The 22567-nt window shown below is 57.6% G+C and carries 17 protein-coding genes and 1 pseudogene; 15 read left to right on the top strand and 3 right to left on the bottom strand.

All coding sequences use genetic code 11. From position 1 onward, the window contains the following. Nucleotides 1-692, bottom strand: a 692-nt coding sequence (locus EA796_RS20675; RefSeq protein WP_147459072.1) for a hypothetical protein, incomplete at its 3' end; no start/stop codon positions are given. 281 nt (nt 693-973) lie between these two features. On the opposite strand from EA796_RS20675, the gene EA796_RS20670 reads away from it, so the two are divergent. The 13 genes from EA796_RS20670 to EA796_RS20625 all read left to right on the top strand — a co-directional run bounded on the left by EA796_RS20670 (nt 974) and on the right by EA796_RS20625 (nt 16876). After that, entirely contained in the window at nt 974-1510 is a 537-nt protein-coding gene (locus tag EA796_RS20670; RefSeq protein WP_122109969.1) for a fimbrial protein, read from the top strand. Nucleotides 1511-1563: 53 nt separating this feature from the next. Further along, the gene (locus tag EA796_RS20665) at nt 1564-2307 is read left to right on the top strand and encodes a fimbria/pilus periplasmic chaperone (RefSeq protein ID WP_122109968.1); all 744 of its coding nucleotides are present in this window, start codon (nt 1564-1566) and stop codon (nt 2305-2307) included. Between the two features lie 149 nt (nt 2308-2456). After that, complete coding sequence (locus tag EA796_RS20660) at nt 2457-4934, top strand: fimbria/pilus outer membrane usher protein (protein ID WP_256679238.1); 2478 nt, start codon at nt 2457-2459, stop codon at nt 4932-4934. Nucleotides 4935-4959: 25 nt separating this feature from the next. Further along, complete coding sequence (locus EA796_RS20655) at nt 4960-6018, top strand: fimbrial protein (protein WP_158603104.1); 1059 nt, start codon at nt 4960-4962, stop codon at nt 6016-6018. 469 nt (nt 6019-6487) lie between these two features. Continuing rightward, nucleotides 6488-6694 carry a carbon storage regulator gene (locus tag EA796_RS23165; RefSeq protein ID WP_147459070.1) on the top strand — a complete coding sequence of 69 codons (207 nt, stop codon included), beginning with the start codon at nt 6488-6490 and terminating at the stop codon, nt 6692-6694. A gap of 47 nt (nt 6695-6741) precedes the next feature. Next, entirely contained in the window at nt 6742-7230 is a 489-nt protein-coding gene (locus tag EA796_RS20650; protein ID WP_147459069.1) for a hypothetical protein, read from the top strand. Nucleotides 7231-7896: 666 nt separating this feature from the next. Continuing rightward, the gene (locus tag EA796_RS23160) at nt 7897-8439 is read left to right on the top strand and encodes a hypothetical protein (protein WP_147459068.1); all 543 of its coding nucleotides are present in this window, start codon (nt 7897-7899) and stop codon (nt 8437-8439) included. 567 nt (nt 8440-9006) lie between these two features. Further along, the gene (locus EA796_RS20645; RefSeq protein ID WP_122109965.1) at nt 9007-9699 is read left to right on the top strand and encodes a response regulator transcription factor; all 693 of its coding nucleotides are present in this window, start codon (nt 9007-9009) and stop codon (nt 9697-9699) included. Next, entirely contained in the window at nt 9699-10595 is an 897-nt protein-coding gene (locus tag EA796_RS23500) for a transporter substrate-binding domain-containing protein (protein WP_256679237.1), read from the top strand. The genes EA796_RS20645 and EA796_RS23500 overlap by 1 nt, the downstream gene beginning before the upstream one ends. Further along, nucleotides 10592-13402 (top strand): ATP-binding protein, encoded by a 2811-nt coding sequence (locus EA796_RS20640; protein WP_256679236.1) that lies wholly within the window; start codon nt 10592-10594, stop codon nt 13400-13402. Before EA796_RS23500 ends, EA796_RS20640 begins: the two co-directional genes overlap by 4 nt. 180 nt (nt 13403-13582) lie before the next feature. After that, entirely contained in the window at nt 13583-15040 is a 1458-nt protein-coding gene (locus EA796_RS20635) for an NAD(P)/FAD-dependent oxidoreductase (RefSeq protein WP_122109964.1), read from the top strand. Nucleotides 15041-15144: 104 nt separating this feature from the next. Next, entirely contained in the window at nt 15145-15939 is a 795-nt protein-coding gene (locus EA796_RS20630) for an alpha/beta fold hydrolase (protein WP_122109963.1), read from the top strand. An 88-nt stretch (nt 15940-16027) separates the two neighbouring features. After that, nucleotides 16028-16876, top strand: a complete 849-nt coding sequence (locus EA796_RS20625) for an SDR family oxidoreductase (protein WP_122109962.1) — start codon at nt 16028-16030, stop codon at nt 16874-16876. Nucleotides 16877-16914: 38 nt separating this feature from the next. Here the strand turns inward: EA796_RS20625 and EA796_RS20620 are convergent, their stop codons facing one another. Further along, on the bottom strand, nt 16915-17976 hold the full coding sequence (locus EA796_RS20620) for an AraC family transcriptional regulator (RefSeq protein ID WP_122109961.1): 1062 nt from the start codon (nt 17974-17976) through the stop codon (nt 16915-16917). A gap of 155 nt (nt 17977-18131) precedes the next feature. On the opposite strand from EA796_RS20620, the gene EA796_RS20615 reads away from it, so the two are divergent. After that, nucleotides 18132-18985 (top strand): IS5 family transposase gene (locus EA796_RS20615; protein ID WP_122109960.1). Its coding sequence is split into 2 segments (ribosomal slippage): nt 18132-18474 and nt 18474-18985, totalling 855 coding nucleotides; the frame shifts between segments, so codons are not numbered across the junction. Between the two features lie 64 nt (nt 18986-19049). Continuing rightward, a pseudogene (locus EA796_RS20610) lies at nt 19050-20028 on the top strand (IS5 family transposase). 988 nt (nt 20029-21016) lie between these two features. Here EA796_RS20610 and EA796_RS20605 read toward each other — a convergent pair. Then, the gene (locus EA796_RS20605; protein ID WP_122109959.1) at nt 21017-22483 is read right to left on the bottom strand and encodes a DUF1254 domain-containing protein; all 1467 of its coding nucleotides are present in this window, start codon (nt 22481-22483) and stop codon (nt 21017-21019) included. Between the last annotated feature and the right edge of the window lie 84 nt (nt 22484-22567).

Raw genomic sequence — 22567 nt, 5'->3', positions numbered from 1 at the left:
TACCTGTCCACCAGTTCCGGGGCAGACCAATCGCTGGACGGGCTGGCCTCAAGCCGCTCCGCTTTTCTTATCAATCTTTCTATCTGGCTACCGAAGGGGTAGAGCAGGGTGGTGGCGCTCGGCATGCCCAGTTGCAGGTAACGCCAATCGACGGCCCATTGCGCCTGTTGCCTGGGGGGGGCGGCTCGCTTGATTTGCTGTTCGATAAGCTCCCGTAGGCGAGGCTCGGCATCGCCTGATCTGTCGGCTACCGGGGGAATGCCGCAGGTCTGATGAATTCTGAGGCGTGCCAGGCTGCGCAGATTATCCGCCAGGCTGGCGGGGGCAAAGTGAGCGGGCGCGGGCAGATAGACACTGAATAGGTCGCTGACCTGCAGGGCGTGCTTCATGGCGATTCGTCTGGCGCTCTCTGTCTGACTTACGGCGTGCTGCGCTTGCGCAATATGCGTATTGAACAGTTCGAGGATATCCAGCAGCACATGGGCGTTCGCATGGTCCGCAAGGCGTTCGTGTAGAGCTGCGTGCCTGCTTTTGAGGGTGCCGAGGAAATAGGTAGAGCCGGTGCAGCTATGCAGCAGCAAGTTGCGTTCGATATCCAGCAGGTCGCGTCTTATCTGTTGGTCGTTGGCAAATACATGGCTGCTCTGGCCGAAGAAGAGCAGCAGAGCCAGCCATAGGGTCATTCTGAACATGTGAGCGATCCACCTTCATCAATAAAAACGGTAACTACAGCAGAGTGCGCCAAGTTGGGGTGTAGGACGCTGCTGAAAGTTAAATGGGGCGCGTCCTTCTGTTGTTGTCCTTGTTGCGGGGCGCACTAGCTGCTGAGGGATTCTTCAGTCGGGCGCCGTGTCGGAATCGTCCTACGGTCTGTGCGGCCTTGTCTGGCAGATGGGGGTGGAGGGGGTAGGTAACATTGTCGTTGTCCTGGCGGTGGTATGGCTAGGACGAAGAAATTAACTTGGAGAAATTGATGAAGAAGTTTGCTGCTGTAATGGTGCTGGGTGCTGGTCTTGTGGGTTCGTTCGGTGCTTCTGCTTCTGATGGCACCATCACCATTATGGGGGAGGTTGTTGATGCCTCCTGCGATATCTCGGTTAACGGTGGTACTGCTGATGCGACTGTCGTTTTGCCTACGGTGTCCAAGACCGTGCTGGCTGCTCCGGGTGATGTTGCTGGTGCCACCGCTGTGAACCTGGCGCTGACCAACTGCCCTGTTAGTGGCAGTGTGCGTGCCTACTTTGAAGCGCATAACGTTGATCAGGCCACTGGTTACCTTCGCAATAATGCTGCTGCTACCCCGGCTGGGAATGTCCAGGTGCAAGTAGCGGATGCTGCTGGCAGTGGTATCGATCTGCGTGACAATGTTGGCAATACCTTTGTGGCCTTCACTGATGATGGTGGCGTGGGTTCGGCTAATCTGAACTACATGGTTCAGTACATCGCCACTGGCGCCTCCACTGCTGGCTTGGTCGAAACTGCTCTGGTCTATAGTTTGGACTATCAGTAATCGGCTGCCCGGCTGCGGATGGATTCGCGGCCGGGCGCTTATGGGAGGTAGTTATGGGTGTGGGTCTGAGGCGTCTGGTCATCTCTCTGCTGGTGGGGGTGGTGGTTATGCCGCCCTTGGCTGGTGCGGCGGTTCAGGTTACGGGTACTCGCTTTGTCTATCCGGCAGGAGAGCGCGAGATCATTGTTCAGCTGAACAATACGGGGGCTCGTCCTGCGTTGGTGCAGGCTTGGCTAGATAGCGGTGATGCCTCGATGCAGCCTGGTTCCGAGCAGTTGCCGTTCGTCGTGCTGCCTCCTTTGATGCGTGTGGAGGCGCAAAAGGGGCAGGCATTGCGTATTAGTAAGGTGGGGGGCGGGCTGCCGCAGGATCGCGAGTCGGTATTCTGGCTCAATGTGCTGGATATGCCGCCGAAAGCTGAGGATGTTGATGGGCGCAACATCGTGCAGTTGGCTTTCCGTACTCGGCTGAAGTTGTTCTATCGCCCTGATGGTTTGCCAGGTACTCCGGGCGCTGCAGTCGAAGCTTTGGCTTGGGTGTTGGCTCCTCATGGTCGGGGTTACGCCCTGCGTGTGCGTAACGACTCGGCCTATCACGTTAGCTTTAGTCGTGTTGCGCTGCAGGCGGCAGGCAAGACCTACGACAGTGTCGATGCTGGTGGCATGGTTGCTCCGCACGGGGTTAAGGATTTTCCGCTTAAGGGGTTGCAAGGCTCGGTCTCTGCTGGTGAGGTCGAGGTTCGGTGGGTTGATGATTTCGGTGCTAGTCGAGAGCGCTTCTATCGGCTGAGCTTCTAATGGTGGTGCTCTCTGGGGGGGTGTTTCTTCCTGGGGATTTCTCTTCGTTTTGGGTTTGTGATGTATCTTTCCTGTTCTAGTCGTCGGTCTGGGGGGGGGTTCGCGTCGGTGGTCGACTGCGACTGAATCCTCTGGCTCAGGCTGTTATTGTGGCGCTCGGTTTGGTGCCGCAATCGGTCGTATCTGGTGTCGATCCGGCAAGTGTGGCGACTAGTCCGGTATTCGAGAGTGGTTTTTTGCGCGGGCTTGGTCAGGACATTGATGTGTCGCGCTTCTCCCAGGCTGGAGTGGTCGTGCCTGGCACCTACATGTTGGATATCACTCTCAATGGCGTCGAGCGGCTGCGCCAGCAGGTGCGCGTGCTCAACGAGGGCGGTGTGCAGCGTATCTGTTTTGGTGCTGCGGATGCGCGGCGTTGGGGGGCGAAACTCGAGGAGCTGCCTGATCAGGCACGGGTCGAGCAGGTGCTCGGCGGTGACTGCGTCGAAGCCCAGGCGCTGATACCGGGCGCCACCTTCAGTCTCGATATCTCGACGCTAAGCGGTGCGCTGAGCATTCCCCAGGCCTATGCCGGTCGTGTCAAGCGTGGTTACGTCGACCCCTCGGAGTGGGATGAGGGGATCACCGCGGGCATCCTTGGTTACCACGCCAACGCTTTTCGTAGTGAGCGCGATGGTGAGGCGAGCGCCACCGACTACAACGTCAATATCAATTCCGGGCTCAACGTTGCCGGCTGGCGCCTGCGGCACAACGGCAACTATCGAGACAGCGACGATACCGCGGGGAAGTACAGCGCGCAGAATACCTATGCGCAGACCGATATCGATGCCTTGCATTCGCAGCTGACCCTGGGCGAGTACTTCACGCCTGGCAGCGACTTCGACAGCATCCCCTTTACTGGTGTACAGCTGGGTAGTGACGACAGCATGTTGCCGGAAAGCGAGCGGGGTTTTGCGCCCATCGTCCGTGGTATAGCAGAGACCAATGCCAAGGTGACCATTCGTCAGAACGGCAATGTGGTCTATGAGACTAGTGTGGCGCCTGGTGCTTTCGTCGTCGACGACCTCTACGCCACCGGCTATGCGGGCGATCTCGAGGTGACCGTTACTGAAGCGGATGGCCGCGAGAAAGTCTTTACCGTACCATTTTCCGCCGTGGTGCAGATGCTTCGGCCTGGTGCTTCGCGCTACAACCTTGCCCTCGGTCACTTTCGTGACGACAACCTGAGTGATGAGCCTTGGTTCGCTCAGGGTACCTACCGCCGCGGGATCAGCAATGACCTGACGCTCTATGGCGGTGGCATCCTGGCGGACGACTATGCTTCGTTGCTGGCCGGTGCAGCTTTTGCCACGCCGATAGGCGCGCTGGCCTTCGATGCTACTGCGTCGCGGGCCAAAGGTCTTGGGCAATTCGATGACAGCGATGATCGCGACGAGAACTTGAACGGTAGCAGTTACCGGATCAGCTATAGCAAACGGCTGAATGCCAGTCGTACCAACTTCTCTCTGGCGGCCTACCGTTTCTCCAGTGAAGGCTTTCTCAATTTTGGTGACTTCGCTCGCCTGCGCGAGGGGGATGGCTCGATGGCATTGCGCGAGCGCAACCGCCTCCAGCTCAGCGTTAGTCAGCCGATCAGTGGTATCGGTGACTTTCACTTTACCGGTTTGGCGCGTGACTACTGGGGCGACCAGGGCAGCAGCAGTACGTTTCAGGTGGGGTATGGCAGGGGCTTCAGCTGGGGTTATCTGAACCTGACGGCCAGTCGTGATCTGCAGGATGGCGAGAGCAATGACACCTTTTTGTTGAGTGCCAGTATTCCTCTGGGAACGGGGGGGCGTAGGTCAATGCTGACGACCGCGGCCACCTTCGACGATGAGAGTAATAGCACGGTCAGCACCAACTTGTCCGGGAGTCTGGGTGAGCATAGCGAGCTGAACTACGGTGTTTATGCCAAGCGCTCGGATGGTGCGGGCGATAGCAGTAATAACTACGGGGCCAACCTTGGTTATCGCACTTCTGCCACTAGACTTGCTGCCAGTTACAGTCAAGGTGAGGGCTACCGGCAGTATTCGGCCTCGGCCAGCGGCACTGTGGTGGCGCATGCCGGCGGGCTGGTTTTCAGTCCTGAGCAAGGAGAAACTATGGCGCTGCTGGTGGCGGAGGGAGCGTCCGGTGCTGCGGTGGGCAATGGCTTGGGCAATCGTCTGGACGCCGATGGCGAAGCGCTCAGTTCGGGCTTGACGCCCTATCGCCACAACCAGGTCAGCATCAACCCCAAAGGCCTGCCAATGGATGTAGAGCTGGAAGCCACCTCGCAGAATGCGGTACCGCGCCGCGGGGCCGTGGTGCGCCTAGACTACGCCACCATCAGCGGCAAACCGCTGCTGTTGCGCGTACTGGACAGTCAGGTGCCATTCGGCGCGAGCGTGGTCGATGCCGAAAACAACCAAGTGGCGATGGTGGGGCAGGGAGGTTTGATTTTCCTGCGGGGCGAGCACGAGGGGCTGAAGGTAGTGTGGGGTCAAGCCGGGCAGCTGTCTTGCAAGTTGCACTATCAAGTGTCTCAGGTTGCAACAGATGACACACCCTACGAGCAGGTCGATGCGCACTGTCCTCCGGCAGGTTAGAAACATTCAGGAAAGGTTTTTTCTTATGAGCAGATTGCTTTATCTTGCCTTTACAGGACTTCTACTGCTGCCCGTCAGTGGGTGGGCGGTGTGCTTTAGCCCGAACGAAGTTGTCATCCCCTTTCCGGAGATATCAATTAACGGCGGGAACGAAATTCCCGTACACAGCCCCAACATCAACAGCCAACTTACCTGGAACGATGCCCCGCCATCCGAGATCATGGACTGGTTCTCCTGTTCTGAACGAGGTGTGGAGGGTGGGACCGCTGTGCTCCGACCTGTAGGGGCTCAGATTGGCGGTATAGGCGGGTTTCAGTATGCGGATCAGTACGGAACCTATGCCGTGTTTGATCTGCCCGCCGTGCCCGGCGTGGGCTACGTCATGCGTGTCAAAACCCAGGACACGAACTGGGTAGCCGTTGGCCCGGGCGCAGAAACCGTTATTCGAACACTGACCAGTACTCAGACGAGAACGCGGCTAGAGGTTTCGGCCACCCTGATTGTCTATGGTACCCCGCAGACTGGTCACTATGTGTTTCCGAGGGCGCTGTTGGCCGAATGGGGGCTGCGGAAACCTTCGGGTGAGCACTATGCGCCAATGGGCTGGGTGCCGGTCTATACCGACTCTGGCTCGCTTACGCTTAATGCCGTTGCGTGCGAGGTCACCTCTCCGACCGACCAGGTCGCAGTGCTTCGTTCGGTTGGTCGCACGGAATTTTCCGGTGTTGGCTCCACGGCCCCTACCAGTACCAGGTTTCAGTTCAGCCTGAACTGCGCACCTATGATCGCGCTGCACGCCACTATGAGTGACGGCCTTTCGCCGGGCAATAGTAGTACGATCTTGAGCCTGGCTCCCGACTCCACGGCAACCGGCGTCGGCATTCAAGTCTTCCGTGATGGGCAGGCCACGCCGATTGCTTTCGGGCCGGACTCCCCGATTGCGGGTACCCTCAACCAATGGTACGTGGGTACTGGTGCGTCCAGCTATGTATTGCCCTTCGAGGCGCGCTACGTGCAGACGGAGGAAAGCATCACCCCGGGAAGTGTCAGATCGCTGGCGACCATCACTTTTTCCTATCAATAGTTCGGTGCGATTTTTACCGTGGAGAAAGGCGGCCAACCAATCCATATCTTAGGGATGGCCTGAAATGGCCATCTGCCTCAGGCCGGCTTTAGCCGCCACCGATTTGGACAGAGGCGAGTCGATCAAAAATGATCAGATCACTCGTTCATTTCAATCTGTTCAATCGTTGCGAGCGCCTCACGGTGGGCATTTCCTCCTCCTTTCTCGCCCTTGATGGGGCGGACAGGCTTTGGATGTGGCTGGGACGCGATTGCTCGGCTTTTCGGGGTGGGGCATTCGAGGGCGCGAAGTTTTTTGTTGGTTGAGCGGGGTGGAGGGCTCTAATGCGGCTGTGCATTGAATGGTTATATGTCGCTCTGGGGCTCGGCAGTCAGGTTCATGCATGGTTTTGGGATAAGTCCTATGTCGCCCTGTCCGGGTGGCTGCGAATCTGTCGCCTGTATTTGCCGGGAATCACTGGGAGGTCGGTGTGCAGGTGCATGAAGCCGTGAGTCGTGTCGGTGATGTACTGACTTTGAATATTTTGAACGGTCATGCAGGGGGGCGTTTGATGCGGCTTCTGTTGACACAGGGTATCGAAATTGAAATTGGTGAGATTCGGGCTGGCTCGGTCAAGCTCCTCATTCGTGCTCCCGGGGAAATGCTGGTAGTGGAGGAGTTGGCGTGGGCCGTGTGAGCGCTGCAGTTTGTAAGCGGCGGGGCGGGTTCTTCAGAAGGGAGGACGTGCATAAGGACGGTGCAAGTGTGATGGTCTACTGTCGGAATGCCGGTTCGCTGATCGGCTACGCCGCTCGGCTCAACGTGCTGGGTCACTTTCGGCTCAGTCTTTGCGGTTCGGCGGCAGAGGTGGTCGAGCTTTTGGAGGCGGGAAGGAAGTTCCGCTTTCTGATCTACGATGATTTCGGTCTGGATACTCATGCGCTGACGCTTAGCGAATTCGCTTGGTTTGAGGCGTTCGAGGGGGTCGTTGTCATCGCTGATGTCAATTCTGAGCAGCGCTCGGAGATATACCGTTGGGCGAAGGGGGAGGGCTTGCCCTTGCGGGCGATCTTACAGGCGCCTCTGCGTGACTACGAACTTGCACAGGTTGTAGGTTTTGGTGACGTGTGGGGTGGCGAGCTGTCCGATACCCTGGATTGTCTTGTAAGCCGGTCCTGCGCTCTAAGGGACGGCGAATGTCCGTCGGTGTGCGCAGAGAGGCTCGCTGGCTAGCGTCGTGTTTTCCTTGAGGTGGGCGTCGACCACTTAAGGTGGTTTTTCTTTGCGAGTCCTTCGCTGACGCTGTGTTCTATGGAGCGGAATGCCGCTGCGGTAGGGTTGCAGTCTTTAGGTCTTGCTTGTTGCTGCTGGATTCGCGCAGGGGGGGGGCGCGATCCCATGGGGCGGACTCTGTGCTCCGTGAGTCGAGCCCCCTTCGCGGTGCTCAGCCTTCTTTGAGGGGCTTGTCTTTCTTTGGGGGGGTGTCTTTTGCGGCAGCGCTTGTTGATGGCGTTCGGCCGTTGATGGAATCGTCGATGTGTAAGGTCGAGGAGGGCGGATGGGCGATCGATGTCGACTAGCAGGGTTGGGGCGCGGCTCGTGTCTATGCAATATCAAGTCTCCCTTCTGTTAAGAGGTTTGGGCGTTGCACGAGCAGTCTCCAGCGAAAAACTCAATCAAGGACTGGTAGCGGGCAAGTCGCTCTATGTTGTGTCGACTATCACATCAGCTGTAGTTGGTGTGCCCAGTTTCGAGAGCTGGTGTGTACGACGGCGCCTGCCGCTAGCTCCCGTTGGGGTCAGAAAAGTGGCGCGAGTCCCTGTCCCGACCGCGTCCCATCTTGAATCAATTTGATTATCGACAACCAAGATCTTCATCGTGACCTTGGTGGAATTCTATATGCTCATGAAAGTATCTATTACCAGATTGACAGCCGTTTTTCTGGCTTCTCTGATCGCTACCCTGGTGCAGGGAACAGCCAATGGGGCCGTCTCACTCGGCGCTTTCGGCGATCCACATCATGCAGTACCGCCGGTATCCTCGGAGCAGAGCCCGGTCGTCCATTACCGTCCGGGGCTGCCGGGTGAGCCCTTGGGAGCGGCGAGCAACTACGTTCAAGGCGGGTTTCATATCGGTCTGCTGCCTGGTGGTTACAACGTATTCTGTCTGGCTTCGGGCGAGCGCGGAATTAACCCGGCACCCCGGGGTACACCTACCTACGCTGGCAAGCATGCACGACCCAAGTTGCAGTTCGAGGGCCGTAAGACACAGTTCCTGCGAGCCAGCACGTATGTCCATCAAGTGGCGCAGATTGTCGAACGTAAATTAGCAGAAGAGGAATTGGCCGAGCACCGTCTCCAGGCCCATGTTCTTTCCCGTGCAGCTGCTGGATTGCGAGACTGTGCAACATCCGCCGGAAAGGATCTGCTCGCTATTCAGTGACGTGCTGTCTGGTTTCGGTAAGGCTGAATATGACGATATCGCTCGGGAGCAAGGGAGGGGCTGGTCTGTCGCCCGATCCGGGGCGATGTGCGTATCGATAACATCGAAGTGGCGGCCATGCCGAACGATTCGGCAAAGAGGCTATCAACGATGCTCCGGGATTGGGTCTTGCACATACCGTTCGTCAACGGCTGATCAACAATGGCTTGGCGCCGGAAAGCATCGTCGCTCATTCTGCAGGTAACAGCGTGTCGGTTCCGCGCGATTGCCGAGGCAAGACAAGGGCGCTAACTGGCTGCTATGCAGCGGATCGCCATATGGTGATTCACCTTAAAGGTTCCAGTACGCCGTGCCCAGCGCTTGGAGTGTTTCTTTGCTCGGACCTGAAGACTCAAGCAAGGATGCAGCTATACTTTTTGTCTGCGTGGGGCTGAAGCGGCATAGATTTTTTGTCTTAACTATGAGTGGTGGCAGTCCCTTGTGGTCCGCATCTGTATTGCGGCGGCATGTGTGATGTGAGCGACTCGCTTGGCTGGAAGGTCCATTACTGTGCATGGAGGGGAGAGCGTGAAGTGGTCAGTCATGTCGCCATTGCGAATCGCTGTGTTGGACGATCATTCGCTGATCCAATTGGCGTTGCAGCTGCGCCTGTCCCGTGAAGCAGATTTCAAGGTGGTTGGGGTCTATTCCAATAGTCGCGACATGTTTGCTGAGTTGGATAGCATCGAAGTCGACCTGCTCATACTTGATTACGTGCTAGGGGATAATGAGCTGGATGGCCTGAATCTGGTGCGCATGGTCCGGCGGCGATTCCCTGAGCTATACATCCTCATCTCATCTTCGGCGGAGAAGCCATCGGTGGTAAACCTTACCCTTAATGCCGGTGCCAATGGCTTCATCGGTAAGTCTGAGGATGTCGAGTTATTGCTGGAGGCGGTCCGCAAGGTCGCAGCGGGCAAGTCCTATATTTCACCTATGCTGGCCTACGAACTGGACCGTGATCTCAGCGTTAACCGTGCAGGCGTCGAAATCGTTGAGGCGCAAGGAGCAGAAGTTCTGCTCAAGGATCCCGCGCTTTCACCGAAGGAGCAGGAGGTCTTGCGCTGTTGCCTCGACGGCATGTCGGTGTCGCAGATCGCTAGGAAATTTTCCAAGAGCATGAAGACGATCAGCGGACAGAAACAGTCCGCATTCCGAAAGCTCGGGGTGCGTACCGATGCAGAGTTATTCAAGCTCGAACAGAGTCTGAAGGGTTTCTAATGAGGCTTGCCCCCCTGCTGTTAAAGATGCGGTGGTATCCGCAGCGAGATTGGCTTGCTGTTTTTTTTTTCTTGTCTGTTTTTCTGCTGGCTGGAGCTCAAGCGGTATTCGCTTCACCTGAGCTGGAAAATACCAACACTCTGAAGGTGATTGGTCGCTCTGAGTTCGAAGGGACGCATCTGGAATTGTCCGACGATGACTGGGCGTGGGTGCGCAGCAAGCGCGTGATCGTGCTGGGTACGGCTGCACCGGGTTTCGCTCCGCTAGAGATCGTCTCCAATGGGATGTATTACGAAGGAATTAGCGCCGATGTAGTTGATCTCATTGGTAAGCTTTTACATGTCGAAGTGCGGGTAGTCCAATTCCCTGACCGTGCCGCGGCTCTCAACGCTTTGGCGCGGGGACTGGTCGATATCGTCGGAAGTGCCAGCAGCCACGAACCGGCCGCATACCATGGGCGGCTTACGGGGAGCTATGTCAGCGATCAATTGGTGCTTTACGTCCGCAAGTCGGAGATGCGCTCGATACCATCCCGTCTGGACGGTATGCGAATTGCCGTGGCAGATGATTATCTTCCGCTTGGGCAGTTGAAGACAGCCTATCCTGCCGCCGAGTTTGTTGCGTACAGGTCTCGTGAGCAAGCCCTGGCAGCACTGGCTTTCGGCAACGCCGATCTTTATTTAGGCGATGCGATATCCAGCAATTACTTCGTTAACCTCAATTACTTCAATGATGTGCGAATGCTATCGCGGTTGGACATTCCAGCGGGGGGATTTGCCTTCGTTGTGCATGTGGGCGCCGACCGTCTGGGTTCGGTGCTCAACAGTGCGCTGGAGGTCGTACGCAGAGAATACTCGGCTGAAATTCTGAAGCGTTGGTCTGGGGGGGGGGGGTGATCAGCTTCTCCAAAATCGATCTTTCGCCAGCAGAGCAACGCTGGATTACTAAGAATCCCATCGTGCGCTTTGTTGTTACGGGCGATTCAGCGCCACTTGCCTACTTCGATACCTCGGGCCAGTTCAGTGGTGTCGGCGCCGATCTAGCCAAGGCCATTTCCTTGCGTACCGGGTTGAGATTCGAGCCAGTGGTGGCGGTTGGTCAGGCCGATCATCCCGATTATGTAAAAAACGGCAAGGCAGACCTCACTGCGCTGGTTCCCACAGTGGGGCGTGAGGAGTTTTTGCGTTTCACCCGGCCTATTCTATCTACCTCCTACGCCATCATCACTCGAAATGAACCAGACCAACCCGTCAGTTTGGCAGAACTGAAGCACAGACGCATCGCCTTGCCACGCAACCACGCTTTGCGGGAGTTGTTGCAGCCGTTGGCGGACTACAGTTATGTCGAAGTCGCGACCCTGTTAGATGCTATGGAGATGGTCAGCAGTGGGCGAGCTGATGCGACTGCGGCTTTTCTTCCGGTGGCGCAGTACTACACCATGACCTTCCGCAGCGGTGAGCTGAAGATTTCCAACATCATCGAGGATGTTGTGGCCCCGCTGACCTTCGCCGTGCGCAAAGAGGACACCGAGCTCGCCTCGATCCTCGACAAGGCCCTGTTGCGGATTCCGCCCGACGAGATCAATGTATTTCAGAATCGTTGGAGGCCCAGGGCTGATGTTTCGCAGGGTAGCTGGGTGGACTACCGAGGTCTGATATTCAAGATTGGCGGGGCAGCCTTTGCCTTCATCCTGTTGTCCTTCGTCTGGAATGTCTACATCCGCTCACAGTTCAAGCGCCGTCAGCAAGCTGAGGCCGCCTTGAACGAACAGTTGAACTTCATGAGTTCGCTGATCAATGGTATTCCACATCCGATTTACGTCAGGGACCATGAGGGGCGTATGGTTACCTGCAATGCGAGTTATCTGGAGGTGTTTGACAAAACGCTTGATGAGATAATTAACAAGACCTCTCTGGAAGGCGCCAAGATTAACCGTCAGGAGGCTCTTCAGTTTCACGATGACTACTTGCGGGTCATGCAGACTGGCGAACCACTGGAGGTCGATCGAGAGCTGCACTTGCCTGGGCGGGTGCTGAGTATCTATCACTGGATCTACCCGTACTACGACTTTCAGCGGCGGGTCAAAGGTGTGATATGTGGTTGGATCGATATCAGTGATCGTCGTCAGTTGACGGAAGAGTTGCGGGCTGCTCTCGAGGCAGCGGGTGAGTCGAGTCGCGCCAAGACCACCTTCCTGGCCACCATGAGCCATGAAATCCGTACGCCGATGAGCGCGGTGATCGGCATGCTCGAGCTGGCGATGAAGCACGCCGACCAGGGGCGATTCGACAGGCAAGCGATCGAGATTGCCTACGATTCGGCCAAGAGCTTGCTGGAGTTGATCGGAGATATTCTCGATGTGGTGCGGATAGAGTCCGGTCATATCAGCCTCAGTCCGAAGCGGGCCAACCTCCGGGAGCTGGTCGAGTCGGTCGTGCGCGTGTTCGATGGGCTGGCCCGGCAAAAGGCGCTCACCCTGACGTTGCAAATCGACGCCAATGTCAATCGGGACGTTCTCGTCGATGCCATGCGTTTCAAGCAGGTGCTTTCCAATCTGATTGGCAATGCCATCAAGTTCACCGACATTGGAGAGGTGAGCGTGGTCATCACTGGTGATCTTGTCGAGGACGAGCGGCTACGTGTACGACTAAGCGTAGAGGACACCGGTATTGGTATTTCTGCCGAGGAGCTGACCAAGCTGTTCCAGCCCTTTGCTCAGGCTGATCATGGGCGTACCTCTCGCGGCGGGACAGGCTTGGGGCTTGCGATCTGTAAGTCGCTATGTGAACTCATGGGGGGGGAGTTGGCGGTACGCAGCGTCGTGGGCAAAGGCACCTGCGTGACGTTGGATGTCCCTTTCAATGTACTGTCAGCCGCCCCGAGAGTCGTCCAGTCCGAAGGAAATAAAGGGGAGCAGGAGCATCCTGTGCTCAATGTCCTGGTGGTCGACGATCAGCAGGCCAACCGCGTGCTGTTGGCTCAGCAGTTGTCCTTCTTCGATCAGTCGGTCCGGACCGCGGAAAATGGCGAGCGTGGGCTGGAATTGTGGCGGGAGAATTCCTTCGACGTCATCTTTACCGATTGCAACATGCCGATGATGAATGGCTACGAGATGACCCGAGCCATTCGCCAAGAGGAGGAGCGGCGCTCCTTGAATCGATGCACCATCATCGGCTTCACTGCGAACGCCCAACCGGAGGAGAAGGCTAAGTGCTTGGAGGCTGGAATGGACGACTGTGTGTTCAAGCCTTTGAGTCTGAAGGGCCTGTCCTCCGTGCTCTCGTCACTCGCGGTGCTACAGCGGGTTAGCGAGGCTGCTCGGGAGGAGCCTGAACAGACCGACAGCGAGGTGATCGCTTCGATACTACGTGACCTGACCGGAGGTGACTTGGCGATGATGCAGGCGCTGATCTCCGAGGCGCGCAGCGGTTATGCTCGTGATCTCGCCGAGCTGAAAGCCCAGCGACAGAGTTTCGTTCCAGAGTCACTGGCTGATCTGGCTCATCGGATAAAAGGAGGCGCGCGCATACTGCGGGCGCGGAGGATCATCGAGGCCTGTGAGCGGGTCGAGAATCTTTGCCACGAGATGCCGCTTGACCGAGATGCGGTCATGGCGCATGCCGCTATCGTCGAATCCGAATTGGAGGTGCTGATCTCGCAAGTGAACTCAGTCGGTGCATCTGAAGGCGGCCGTTGCAGCTGAGGCTACCTATCCAAGGCCCGGTGCATTTGGATGCTTTCGTAGTGCAGAGCAAGCCCTGAGGATCGATTGTTACCGACACCTGTCATTTTATGTCAGGTTGTTGGCGGCTAAGGTCAAAAGTCGCGATGTGGGGCGGCCGATACTCCCTCTTAGAACAGCTATAAGAGCGAGGAGTGTCCAATGAAGCAGCACTACGATGTCCTGATCGTCGGGGCCGGACTGTCCGGCATAGGAACAGCTTGCCACATGGCCAAGGAAATGCCCTATGCGCGGATTGCCATCATCGAGCGTCGCAAGGCGATCGGGGGAACCTGGGATTTGTTCCGTTATCCCGGCATCCGCTCCGATTCCGACATGTTCAGCTTTGGCTACTCCTTCCGCCCATGGAATGAGCTGAAGGTGTTGGCTGACGGGCCGGCGATTCGTCGTTACATCGTCGATACTGCCCGTGAGTACGGCATCGAGCAGAAGATCCATTTCGGCCTGAGGACGATCAGGGCCGACTGGTCCAGCGAGCAGCAACGTTGGTCGCTGGAGTGCCAGGACGAGGACACCGGAGAGTTCCTCGGTTTCACCTGCAACTACTTGGTGAGCTGCACCGGCTACTACGACTACGATCAGGGCTTTCTGCCGGATTTCCCGAGTGAGGAGCGCTTTCAGGGATTGCGCATCCATCCGCAGCATTGGCCGGAGAACCTGGATTACCGGGGCAAGCGTGTCGTCGTGATCGGTAGCGGGGCAACGGCGGTCACCCTGGTTCCATCGATGGCCGAGAGCGCTGAGCACGTAACAATGCTGCAGCGCTCTCCCAGCTATGTCTTCAGTGTTCCCGGGCGTGACAAGCTTTCTTCGGTGTTGCGGCGCTTTCTGCCGGAGTCTCTGGTCTACGGTTTGGCCCGCAAGCGCAATATCGTCTTGCAGCGACAGCTCTACAAGGCCTCGAAGCGATGGCCGAACCTGGTCCGATCCTGGTTGCTGTCGGGTGTGAAGAAGCAAGTTGGCAAGGATTTTGACATGCGGCACTTCACGCCCAGGTATCAACCCTGGGACGAACGTATCTGCGCAGTGCCGGACGCTGACCTTTTCAAAGCTTTGAGGGAGGGGAGGGCGTCTATCGAGACAGACACCATCGAGTCCTTCACCGAGACCGGTATCAAGCTCCACTCCGGAAAGGAACTGAAGGCCGACATCATCGTTACGGCCACCGGATTGAAGCTGCAGACCTGCGGCGGCATGGAGTTGGTCGTAGACGGTGAGCCGCGCTCCTTGGGCAGGCTGATGACCTACAAGGGAGCGATGTTGCAGGACATTCCCAACATGGGCTTCGTCTTCGGATACACCAACGCCCCCTGGACGCTGAAGGTCGATATCACCGCCGCCTACCTGTGTCGCTTGTTCAACTACATGCGAAGCCGGAACCTGAAAGTAGTGACCCCGAGGGCTCCTGTCGGGGAGGTGCAGGTGCAGGAGACCGTTCTTGGGTCGCTGCAGTCGGGATACATCAAGCGAGGCGAGGCCATCCTGCCGCGCCAAGGGCGTGGCTGGCCGTGGCGGGTGCTACATGACTTTGAACGTGATCGGGCTATGTTGTTGGGCCAGCCCATCGAGGATGCTGCGCTGGAGTTCAAAGGCGCCTGAAACCCTCTGGCCTCGTACTCGTATCTATCATCGTCCTCGGCGATCTATTGAGGCTGGGGGCGTAAGTGCGGGGGTGATTACCAATTGACACGCTGGTGGAGTCTATGAGCGAGAAGCCCGATATTGTTTTCATCCACGGGATGTGGTCCCGTCACACCGTTTGGGAAGGGTGGACTTCGTTGTTCCGACAGATGGGCTTTCGTTGCCATGCCATCGATCTACCCGGTCACGAGGAGCGTGGCTCGGACGTTCTGTTGCAGGGCATGGCCCTCCAGCACTATGTCGATGCTGTTGTGGATGCGGTGACAAGGCTTCATCGGCCCGTCCTGCTCGGTCATTCGCTGGGCGGGCTGATCGGGCAGTTGGTGGCGCAGAGATTGAAGATTGCAGGTTTGGTCATGATCAATAGTGCGGCGCCTGCTCAGATTTTCCCATTACGGCTGTCGATGTTGCCTGGCCTGGTGCGTCACTTCGGCAAGTGGGCGCTGTGGCGTAGATCGTTTCGGCTTTCGCCCTGGGAGGCGAACTACCTCATATTCAACCGGGTCGGGGCGGATGAGCGTGCTGCGCTCTATGAGCTCCTGATTGCTGAGTCGGGCATGGTGGCTTATGAGGTTGGCTTTGGGCGCCTGAACCTGTCGCATTCGAACCGTGTGCACAAAGACAGCATCACTTGCCCCATGCTCAGCCTGGCCGGAGGGCAGGACCGAATCATTCCCAGGTCGGTGAGTCGCCGCATGGTGCGTTGGTACGGTGGTCGTCTGGACTATTGGGAGTATCCCTCGCATGGGCATTGGTTGCTCGGGGAGTCCGATTGGAATCTACGTGCCTACAACGTGGCGGCCTGGATTCTTTCCAAATGCCCTGTAGAGAACGGCGTCGTCGGCAGCACCTCCTAGGTCGCCGTGTTTTTCCTTCTGCAGTTGCGTCGTACAGTGGGGCTGTGAGCGCAGCGTCCCCGAATACTCCACTCAGGAAGTAACCCCCATGAGAACGTTCAGAAACAAAGTCGCTGCGATCACCGGGGCAGGCTCAGGCATTGGTCGAGCGCTGGCATACGAACTGGCCAGCCGGGGATGCCATCTTGCATTGTCCGATATCAGCGCGACGGGGTTGGAGGAAACCAGGTGCGCTCTGGCGAGCCGTTTCAAGGACGTGCAGATCTCGACCGAGGTGGTCGATGTCGCCTGCAGGGAGGAAGTTCATGGCTGGGCCGATGAGGTGGTCAGACGGCATGGGCAGGTGAACCTGATCTTCAACAACGCGGGGGTTGCCCATGCCGGGACAGTGGAGGGCAGCGGTTATGACGAGTATGAGTGGATCACGAATATCAACTTCTGGGGCGTAGTGCATGGAACCAAAGCCTTCCTGCCGCATATCAAGGCTTCGGGCGAAGGCCATATTGTGAATATCTCCAGCATCTTCGGCCTGTTTGCCCAGCCTGGCATGAGCGCTTACAACGCTACCAAATTCGCTGTTCGTGGTTTTACCGAATCTTTGCGCCAGGAGTTGGATCTGGAGCGCTGCGGGGTTTCGGCGAGCTGTGTGCATCCCGGTGGGATCAAGACGGATATCGGCAATCGTGCACGAATGAACGATAGCATGGCAAAGGTTACCGGCCAGGACATCGGTGCGACTCGTCAGACATTCAACGAGCAGATGTTGCGGACGACTGCGCAAAGGGCCGCCCAGGTCATCTTGCAAGGGGTACGGCGCGACCGTCGACGCATTCTGATCGGAGCCGATGCTCATGCCATCGAACTAACCCTGCGTTTGCTGCCAGCGCTGTACCAGCGCTTGGTGACCATGAGCCTGCGTCTGGGGGCAAAGCGTTGATCGAGATTTCTCGTCAGTGACAGTAGCCGAGGACTGCCTCATAAATCTGATGGACGCTTTCGTTGTATGTGCCCTATCAGCCTACGGGACTTTCCTTGCCCTTGGCGTTTCTTCCACTCCCGCGGGCTGACGCCGAACCAGCGACTGAAGGCTCGCGAGAAAGCGCTCAGCTCGGAGTAGCCGAGAATTTCGGAGAGTTGCGTCAGGTTGATCTCGGAGTCGTTGAGGTAGCGGTTCGCCATAGCCATACGGGTTTGGTCGAGAATTAGGTTGAACGAGGTATTCTCTTCCTTGAGGTAGCGCTGCAGGGTGCGGGTGCTCAGCGACAGGTAATCGGCGATCTGCTCAATGGCGACGCGCCCCTGTGGGAGGAACTTGCGGATAACCTGTTGGACATGGGCGGGTAGATCCTGGGTGGAGATTCGCCCCAGGGCCTCGAGGTGTTGCTGAACCAGGCGCTTGAGCTCGGGGTCAGCTGAGCTCAGCGGGACGTCAAGCAGCTTGGCATCGAAGATCCAGGCATTGAGGGGGGCATTGAATTGCGGAGCCACGCCGAGAATACGGCTGTAGCTTTGTGGGTCGCGCACGGGGGCGTGCTGCAGTAGCAGGGCCTGCGGCTGCCAGCGAATGCCGAGCAGCAGCCGCATGAGTTGCAGTCCGCCGCCGAGCACCAGCTCGACGATGGGGCGCGAACTGGCTATTTCCTCTCCTTCGACCGGGTCGTAGTAAAACAGCGCCAGCTCGCCTTGGACCTCTAGGCGAATCCGGACTGAACTGGCATGTACGTGAAAGTAGTTGCCGATCTCCCGAAGGGCGTCTCCGACGTTATTCGAGTTGCGCGCAAGATAAAGAAGGGGGCCGATGGTGCCGGCGATATTTTGCTGTAGGCCGAGTTGCAGGCCGAAAAGGGCGTTGCCGGAGCGTTCTGCCCCCAACTCCAGCACTTTGGCGATCTTCCGATAGGGGACCAGGCTATCCGGATAATCCAGCAGATCGCTTGGCAGGTCAGCTGCCTCAAGCAGGTACTGAGTATTCAATGAGTGCTTGGAAGCAAATTCTGCAAGGCCATGCAGAGCAGAAGCGCGTGCATAATCGATCATGGTTATCGTATCGAGATTCGATTGTTTAATGCGGTTACTACTCTATTGAGTTGGCGCTGGATGTCAAGTTTTTTGGGGCAATTCAGCTGCTCCCTAGGTTCTGTACGAAAAGTCGGTGCGGGTAGAATTGCCGCCATGATTGGCTGGAGGCCCGCATGGCAAAGCGCTACGAACTCCCCGATGCAGCATGGGAGTTGATCAAGGATCTAGTTTCCCCGGAACAGAAGATGGGCCGGCCGCGCAGTGATGATCAGCTGTTGCTCAACGGTATCTTCTGGATCCTTTGCTCTGGAGCCGCCTGGCGCGACCTGCCGGAGCGCTTCGGCCCGTGGTCAACGGTGTATCAACGATTCCGTGATTGGCGAGACGATGGCACGTTTGGCCGAGTACTTGAGCGGTTGCACGTCCGGTTAAATCAGGAAGGCCTGATCGATCTGGACACTTGGATGATCGACTCTACTGCAGTACGTGCAACCCGAGCCTCTTCAGGCGCCGGGAAAAAGGGGGGCCAGAAGAACCGGTAGACCATGCGTTGGGACGTAGCCGAGGCGGCCTGACCACCAAGATTCACCTGATCTGCGATGCCAGTGGGATACCTCTTCGCTTCGTGCTTTCGCCAGGACATGCCAGCGATATTGCACATGCTCAGCCGCTCTTGGATCAGGTGCGTATCCCCGGAAAGTCGGGACGACCTCGTAAGCGCTGCCGTTGGTTACTGGCAGACAAAGGTTACGATGCCGAACATCTGCGCCAGTACTGCGACCGTTACCGCATGCAACCGGTAATTCCGCAGCGCACCATGAAACGCAAACCCAAGCCAGGACTACCCAGGCTTTTTGATCGCCCGAAATACCGGCAACGGAACATCATCGAGCGTATGTTTGGCTGGCTGAAAGAGAGCCGGAGGATCGGCACCCGCTACGACAAGCTCGCCAGAAGTTTTGGCGCGATGGTCACGCTGGCTTGCGCGCTGCGATGCCTACGGCAGTACTTTTCGTACAGAACCTAGGGATGGTCTGAAAAAAGACTTCCTGAATTTGGCAACATGCCCGGATCCCCCGCTGAGTTATCCGATGAAGCAGGTGGCCTTTGCCGGCGCCGAGTACGCTGGCAGGCGCAAGTACACGCGCAAGGAGGTTTTCCTGATTGAGATGGATCAGGTTGTGCCGTAGAAGGGAAGGGGTTGGTCGTTCTGATCGCCCCCCACTACTAATGGCGATATTGCGTGTGTATCTGATGCAGAACTGGTTTGGCAACAGCGATCCAGCTATGGAGGAGGCGCTGTAGGAGGCCACGATCCTGCGCCAGTTTGCTGGGCTGAGTTTGGAGCGCACTCCCGATGAAACCACCATCCTCAACTTCCGCAGTCTGCTGGAAAACTACGGCCTGGCTGCCGGAATTCTGGCCATACTCAATGGCTATCTGGGAGACCGACGTCTGTCGCTGCGCCAAGGCACCATCGTCGATGTCACGCTGATCAATGCGCCTACCTCGGCCAGTAATAAGGATGGTAAGTGCGGCCCGGAGGTGTACCAGGCCGAGAAGGGCAATCAGTATTGCTTCGGCACCTAGGTCCATATCGGCGTAGATGACGAGCCGGGCTTGGTACATAGCATGGTGAGGGCGGCGGCCAGCGTGGCGGATATCACTCGGGTCGATAAGCTGCTGTATGGTGGTGAAAACATAGTTGGTGCCGCTGGCGTCGAGAAGCGCCTTGAATATGAAGGTCGTGAGGTCATCTGGCAGGTCGCTGTCTGCCGCAGTACAGACAAGAAGTTGGGCAAGCGCAGCCTGCGGTATAAAGCCAGGCGCAAGATCGAGAAGGCCAGGGCTCAGATGTGTGCCAAGGTCAAGCACTCGTTCTGGGTGATCAAGCGCCAACTCGGTTATGCGAATACGTGCTTTCGTGGCCTGACAAAGAACGCCGCGCAACTGGTGACGCTGTTCGTGTTGTCGAGCCTGTGGATGGCACGCCGACACTTCCTGATCAATACAGGAGAGGTGCGCCTGCAATGCGAGAAATGGCTGCCGCGAGGCGTTCGCAGCGGCTAATAACAAAGAAATGAGCGGGTGACCTGATCGTTTCTGATCGATTCGCCGCTTTCAAAATCGGTGGGGCTGAAGTCAGCCAGAAATGCATGGCCACCTCAGGCCATCCATAGGGTGGATGTTTTGCGCCAGAAAAAAAGGGCCACGACCAGCTTGATAGGGAACTGTTCCTATACATGCTGATGGCGGCCCGAAGGAGAGGAGAGAAATGTACTTCGGTACAAATAAAGGATTGCAGCAGGGCAGTCATCCCTTTTTCCGTGGGAAGCGAGTTCGCTGGTGGAGTGGCCGTCCGTGGCCAACCCATTAAATGAAATGACTGTGCGGGATAAATATTATCAACTCCGGTGCGAATCGCTTAATAGGATTTATCCTAAAACGGGTGTCGGTAAATTTGCCCCTTACTATTGAAAGGTGGTGCCTGTAGTGGAGCTCCATCCGGCAGGGTTCTTGCTCTGTGCACTATCCATCCCCAGCTTTACCTTGCCAATATTGCGAACGCCGCCCATCGAACCACTGATCCAGTAGGTCACGCTCGCGCACTTGGCACAAACGCCGCTCGTGGATGAAGGGACTGGGTTACTGACAGCGCCCACACCGGGGCATTCGAGAGGGCTGGGGGGGCAGTTCAATCAGCAGAGTGTTTTCAGTCACAGGGCGAGAGGTGACTACGTCGCGTAGCGCCGGAATCCGCAGACCGTCGTGTCGGAGCGGGCGAAAGGGCGGACCATGTCTACAGCCCGCTTGCTCGCCGCCTCGCGTTGGGCGTCGTCGAAAATGATGTCGACTGAGCTGTGTCCATAAATGATTTCAATCCGCTCTCCTGCGGCCGCACGAACACCGTATCGGGCGGCGAGACTGCTATGTTGACCGGCTCGGTAATCCAGATTCAAATCGTCATGGCAGGTTGCGATGGAGGGGCTGATGTAGGCTGTCCCATTCTGGCCAATGGTATGTCGCCCCTTCCATGCCTTCCTTGCCAGAGCGCTTGTCAGCGAACCTGTCTGACCGCTGGTGGGGCCCAGGTGCCGTTCAGCGCCTCTGGCTTGGGTGAGTAGAGCCGCAGCATGATTTGGAAATTGCCTGCTGGGGCTGGAAGCCAGTTGCTTTCCTTGTCCCGGCCTGGGGATTCGTGTTGCAGATACAGCCGCAGTGAACCGTCTGCTCCGTAATTGAGCGTGTCGTAGCTACCCAGGGCAAAGCGGTTGATCGGGTTGCCGACCTGGAAGCCCTCGTGGTCGTACATGGTCAATGACCAGAACGCTTCGGCTGGCGGTAGTTGGCCGGCCTCGAAGTGCATCACATAGGCATGCCGGCCGGAGTATGGCTGGCCATTGGCATCGACGAAACTGTTGGGGTAGATGGCGTCTTCCGGCAGATTCGCCCCCAGTCCGGCCAGCGCCACGGTGGCGCGCCGGCGGTAGTCGGTACCGTATGTACCCAGGTTGTTCGCCCAGTTCCAGCCATTTCTCACGTTACCGATGGAGGCCTTGCTGACGACCTCATAGAGTTCCTTCTGCGCCTGCTTGGCGATATCGCGTAGGATCTGCAACTGGTCCGCAGTGAAACGGCTGGTGTCGAAGTCTTTGCCGGGGTTCAGCCCCAACGCTTGCATGCGATGCAGGATGGGGTAGTCGTTGGCATGCGGAGGATAAACGTTCAGCAACTGGGCGAAACGGCTCAGCAGTTCTACGCCGTCCAGGGCATTGATCTGCTGCAGAGGGGGCGTTTCGTCGTCGATTGCCCGGCTCACAGGCTGGTCGTCAGACGGGGTGTAATCCTTGCCCCAGTGGCGCAACGGAGTGAGCTGGAGACCGTCCTGGAACTCGTGCACGTTGGCGTAATCGGCCGGGCCGTTGGTGAGGATGCGTGTCATCAACCAGACCATGGAGGTAGGCGCCTGAATCCGTTCGACGCCTTCTGGTAGCTGCCCGTCCCAGCCTGGCGCGGTAATGGCGTAGTGGCCTGGCTTGCCTTCGGTGGTGCGTGTGCCGGGAACAGCAAATACGTCAGTCCACATGTCCAGCATCGGGGCCAGGAAGTAGCGGCCTTTGTTATCCGGAATGGTCAGGATCACGGGCTCTTTGCTGGAGTCGATCCAGGCAAAGGAGTAGAGGGTATCGAAATTGAAGCGCACCACCTCTCTGGCATCGGCGGCGGGGTATTTGCGGTAGTGGGCGAACTGGTTGACGGGAGCCCTGCGTGGCACGCTTCGGGCGTCGGGCACATTGGTCGCCTGGCGCATGGTGAGGTCCATGATCACCAACGGGTAGGCGTACAGATAGACGTCTCGCGCCAGCGCCCTGAACGCAGCTTCGCTTTCGCTGACCGTATGGGCGGGCGATGAGGGGGGCTGGGCGGCGTGAAGCTTTGGGGCTAGACAGGCTCCGGCGGCCAGGCTGGCGGCGAGGCTGAGGGGTAGGGAAATTTTAGCTAGTGACACAGTGGGTCTCTCCATGGTTGTCGGTCTTGTTGTGCTTGGCGAGTCGAGCGGATTTGTACCAGACGCCACGTGACGGGGGCCCTTGGCTCGCGCTCAAGT

This window comes from Pseudomonas sp. AOB-7 (genome assembly GCF_003696305.1).
In the GTDB taxonomy this organism is placed as follows: Bacteria; Pseudomonadota; Gammaproteobacteria; order Pseudomonadales; family Pseudomonadaceae; genus Aquipseudomonas.
Note: the sequence above shows the minus strand (reverse complement) of the source record. Positions and strands in the feature narration are given on the sequence as shown.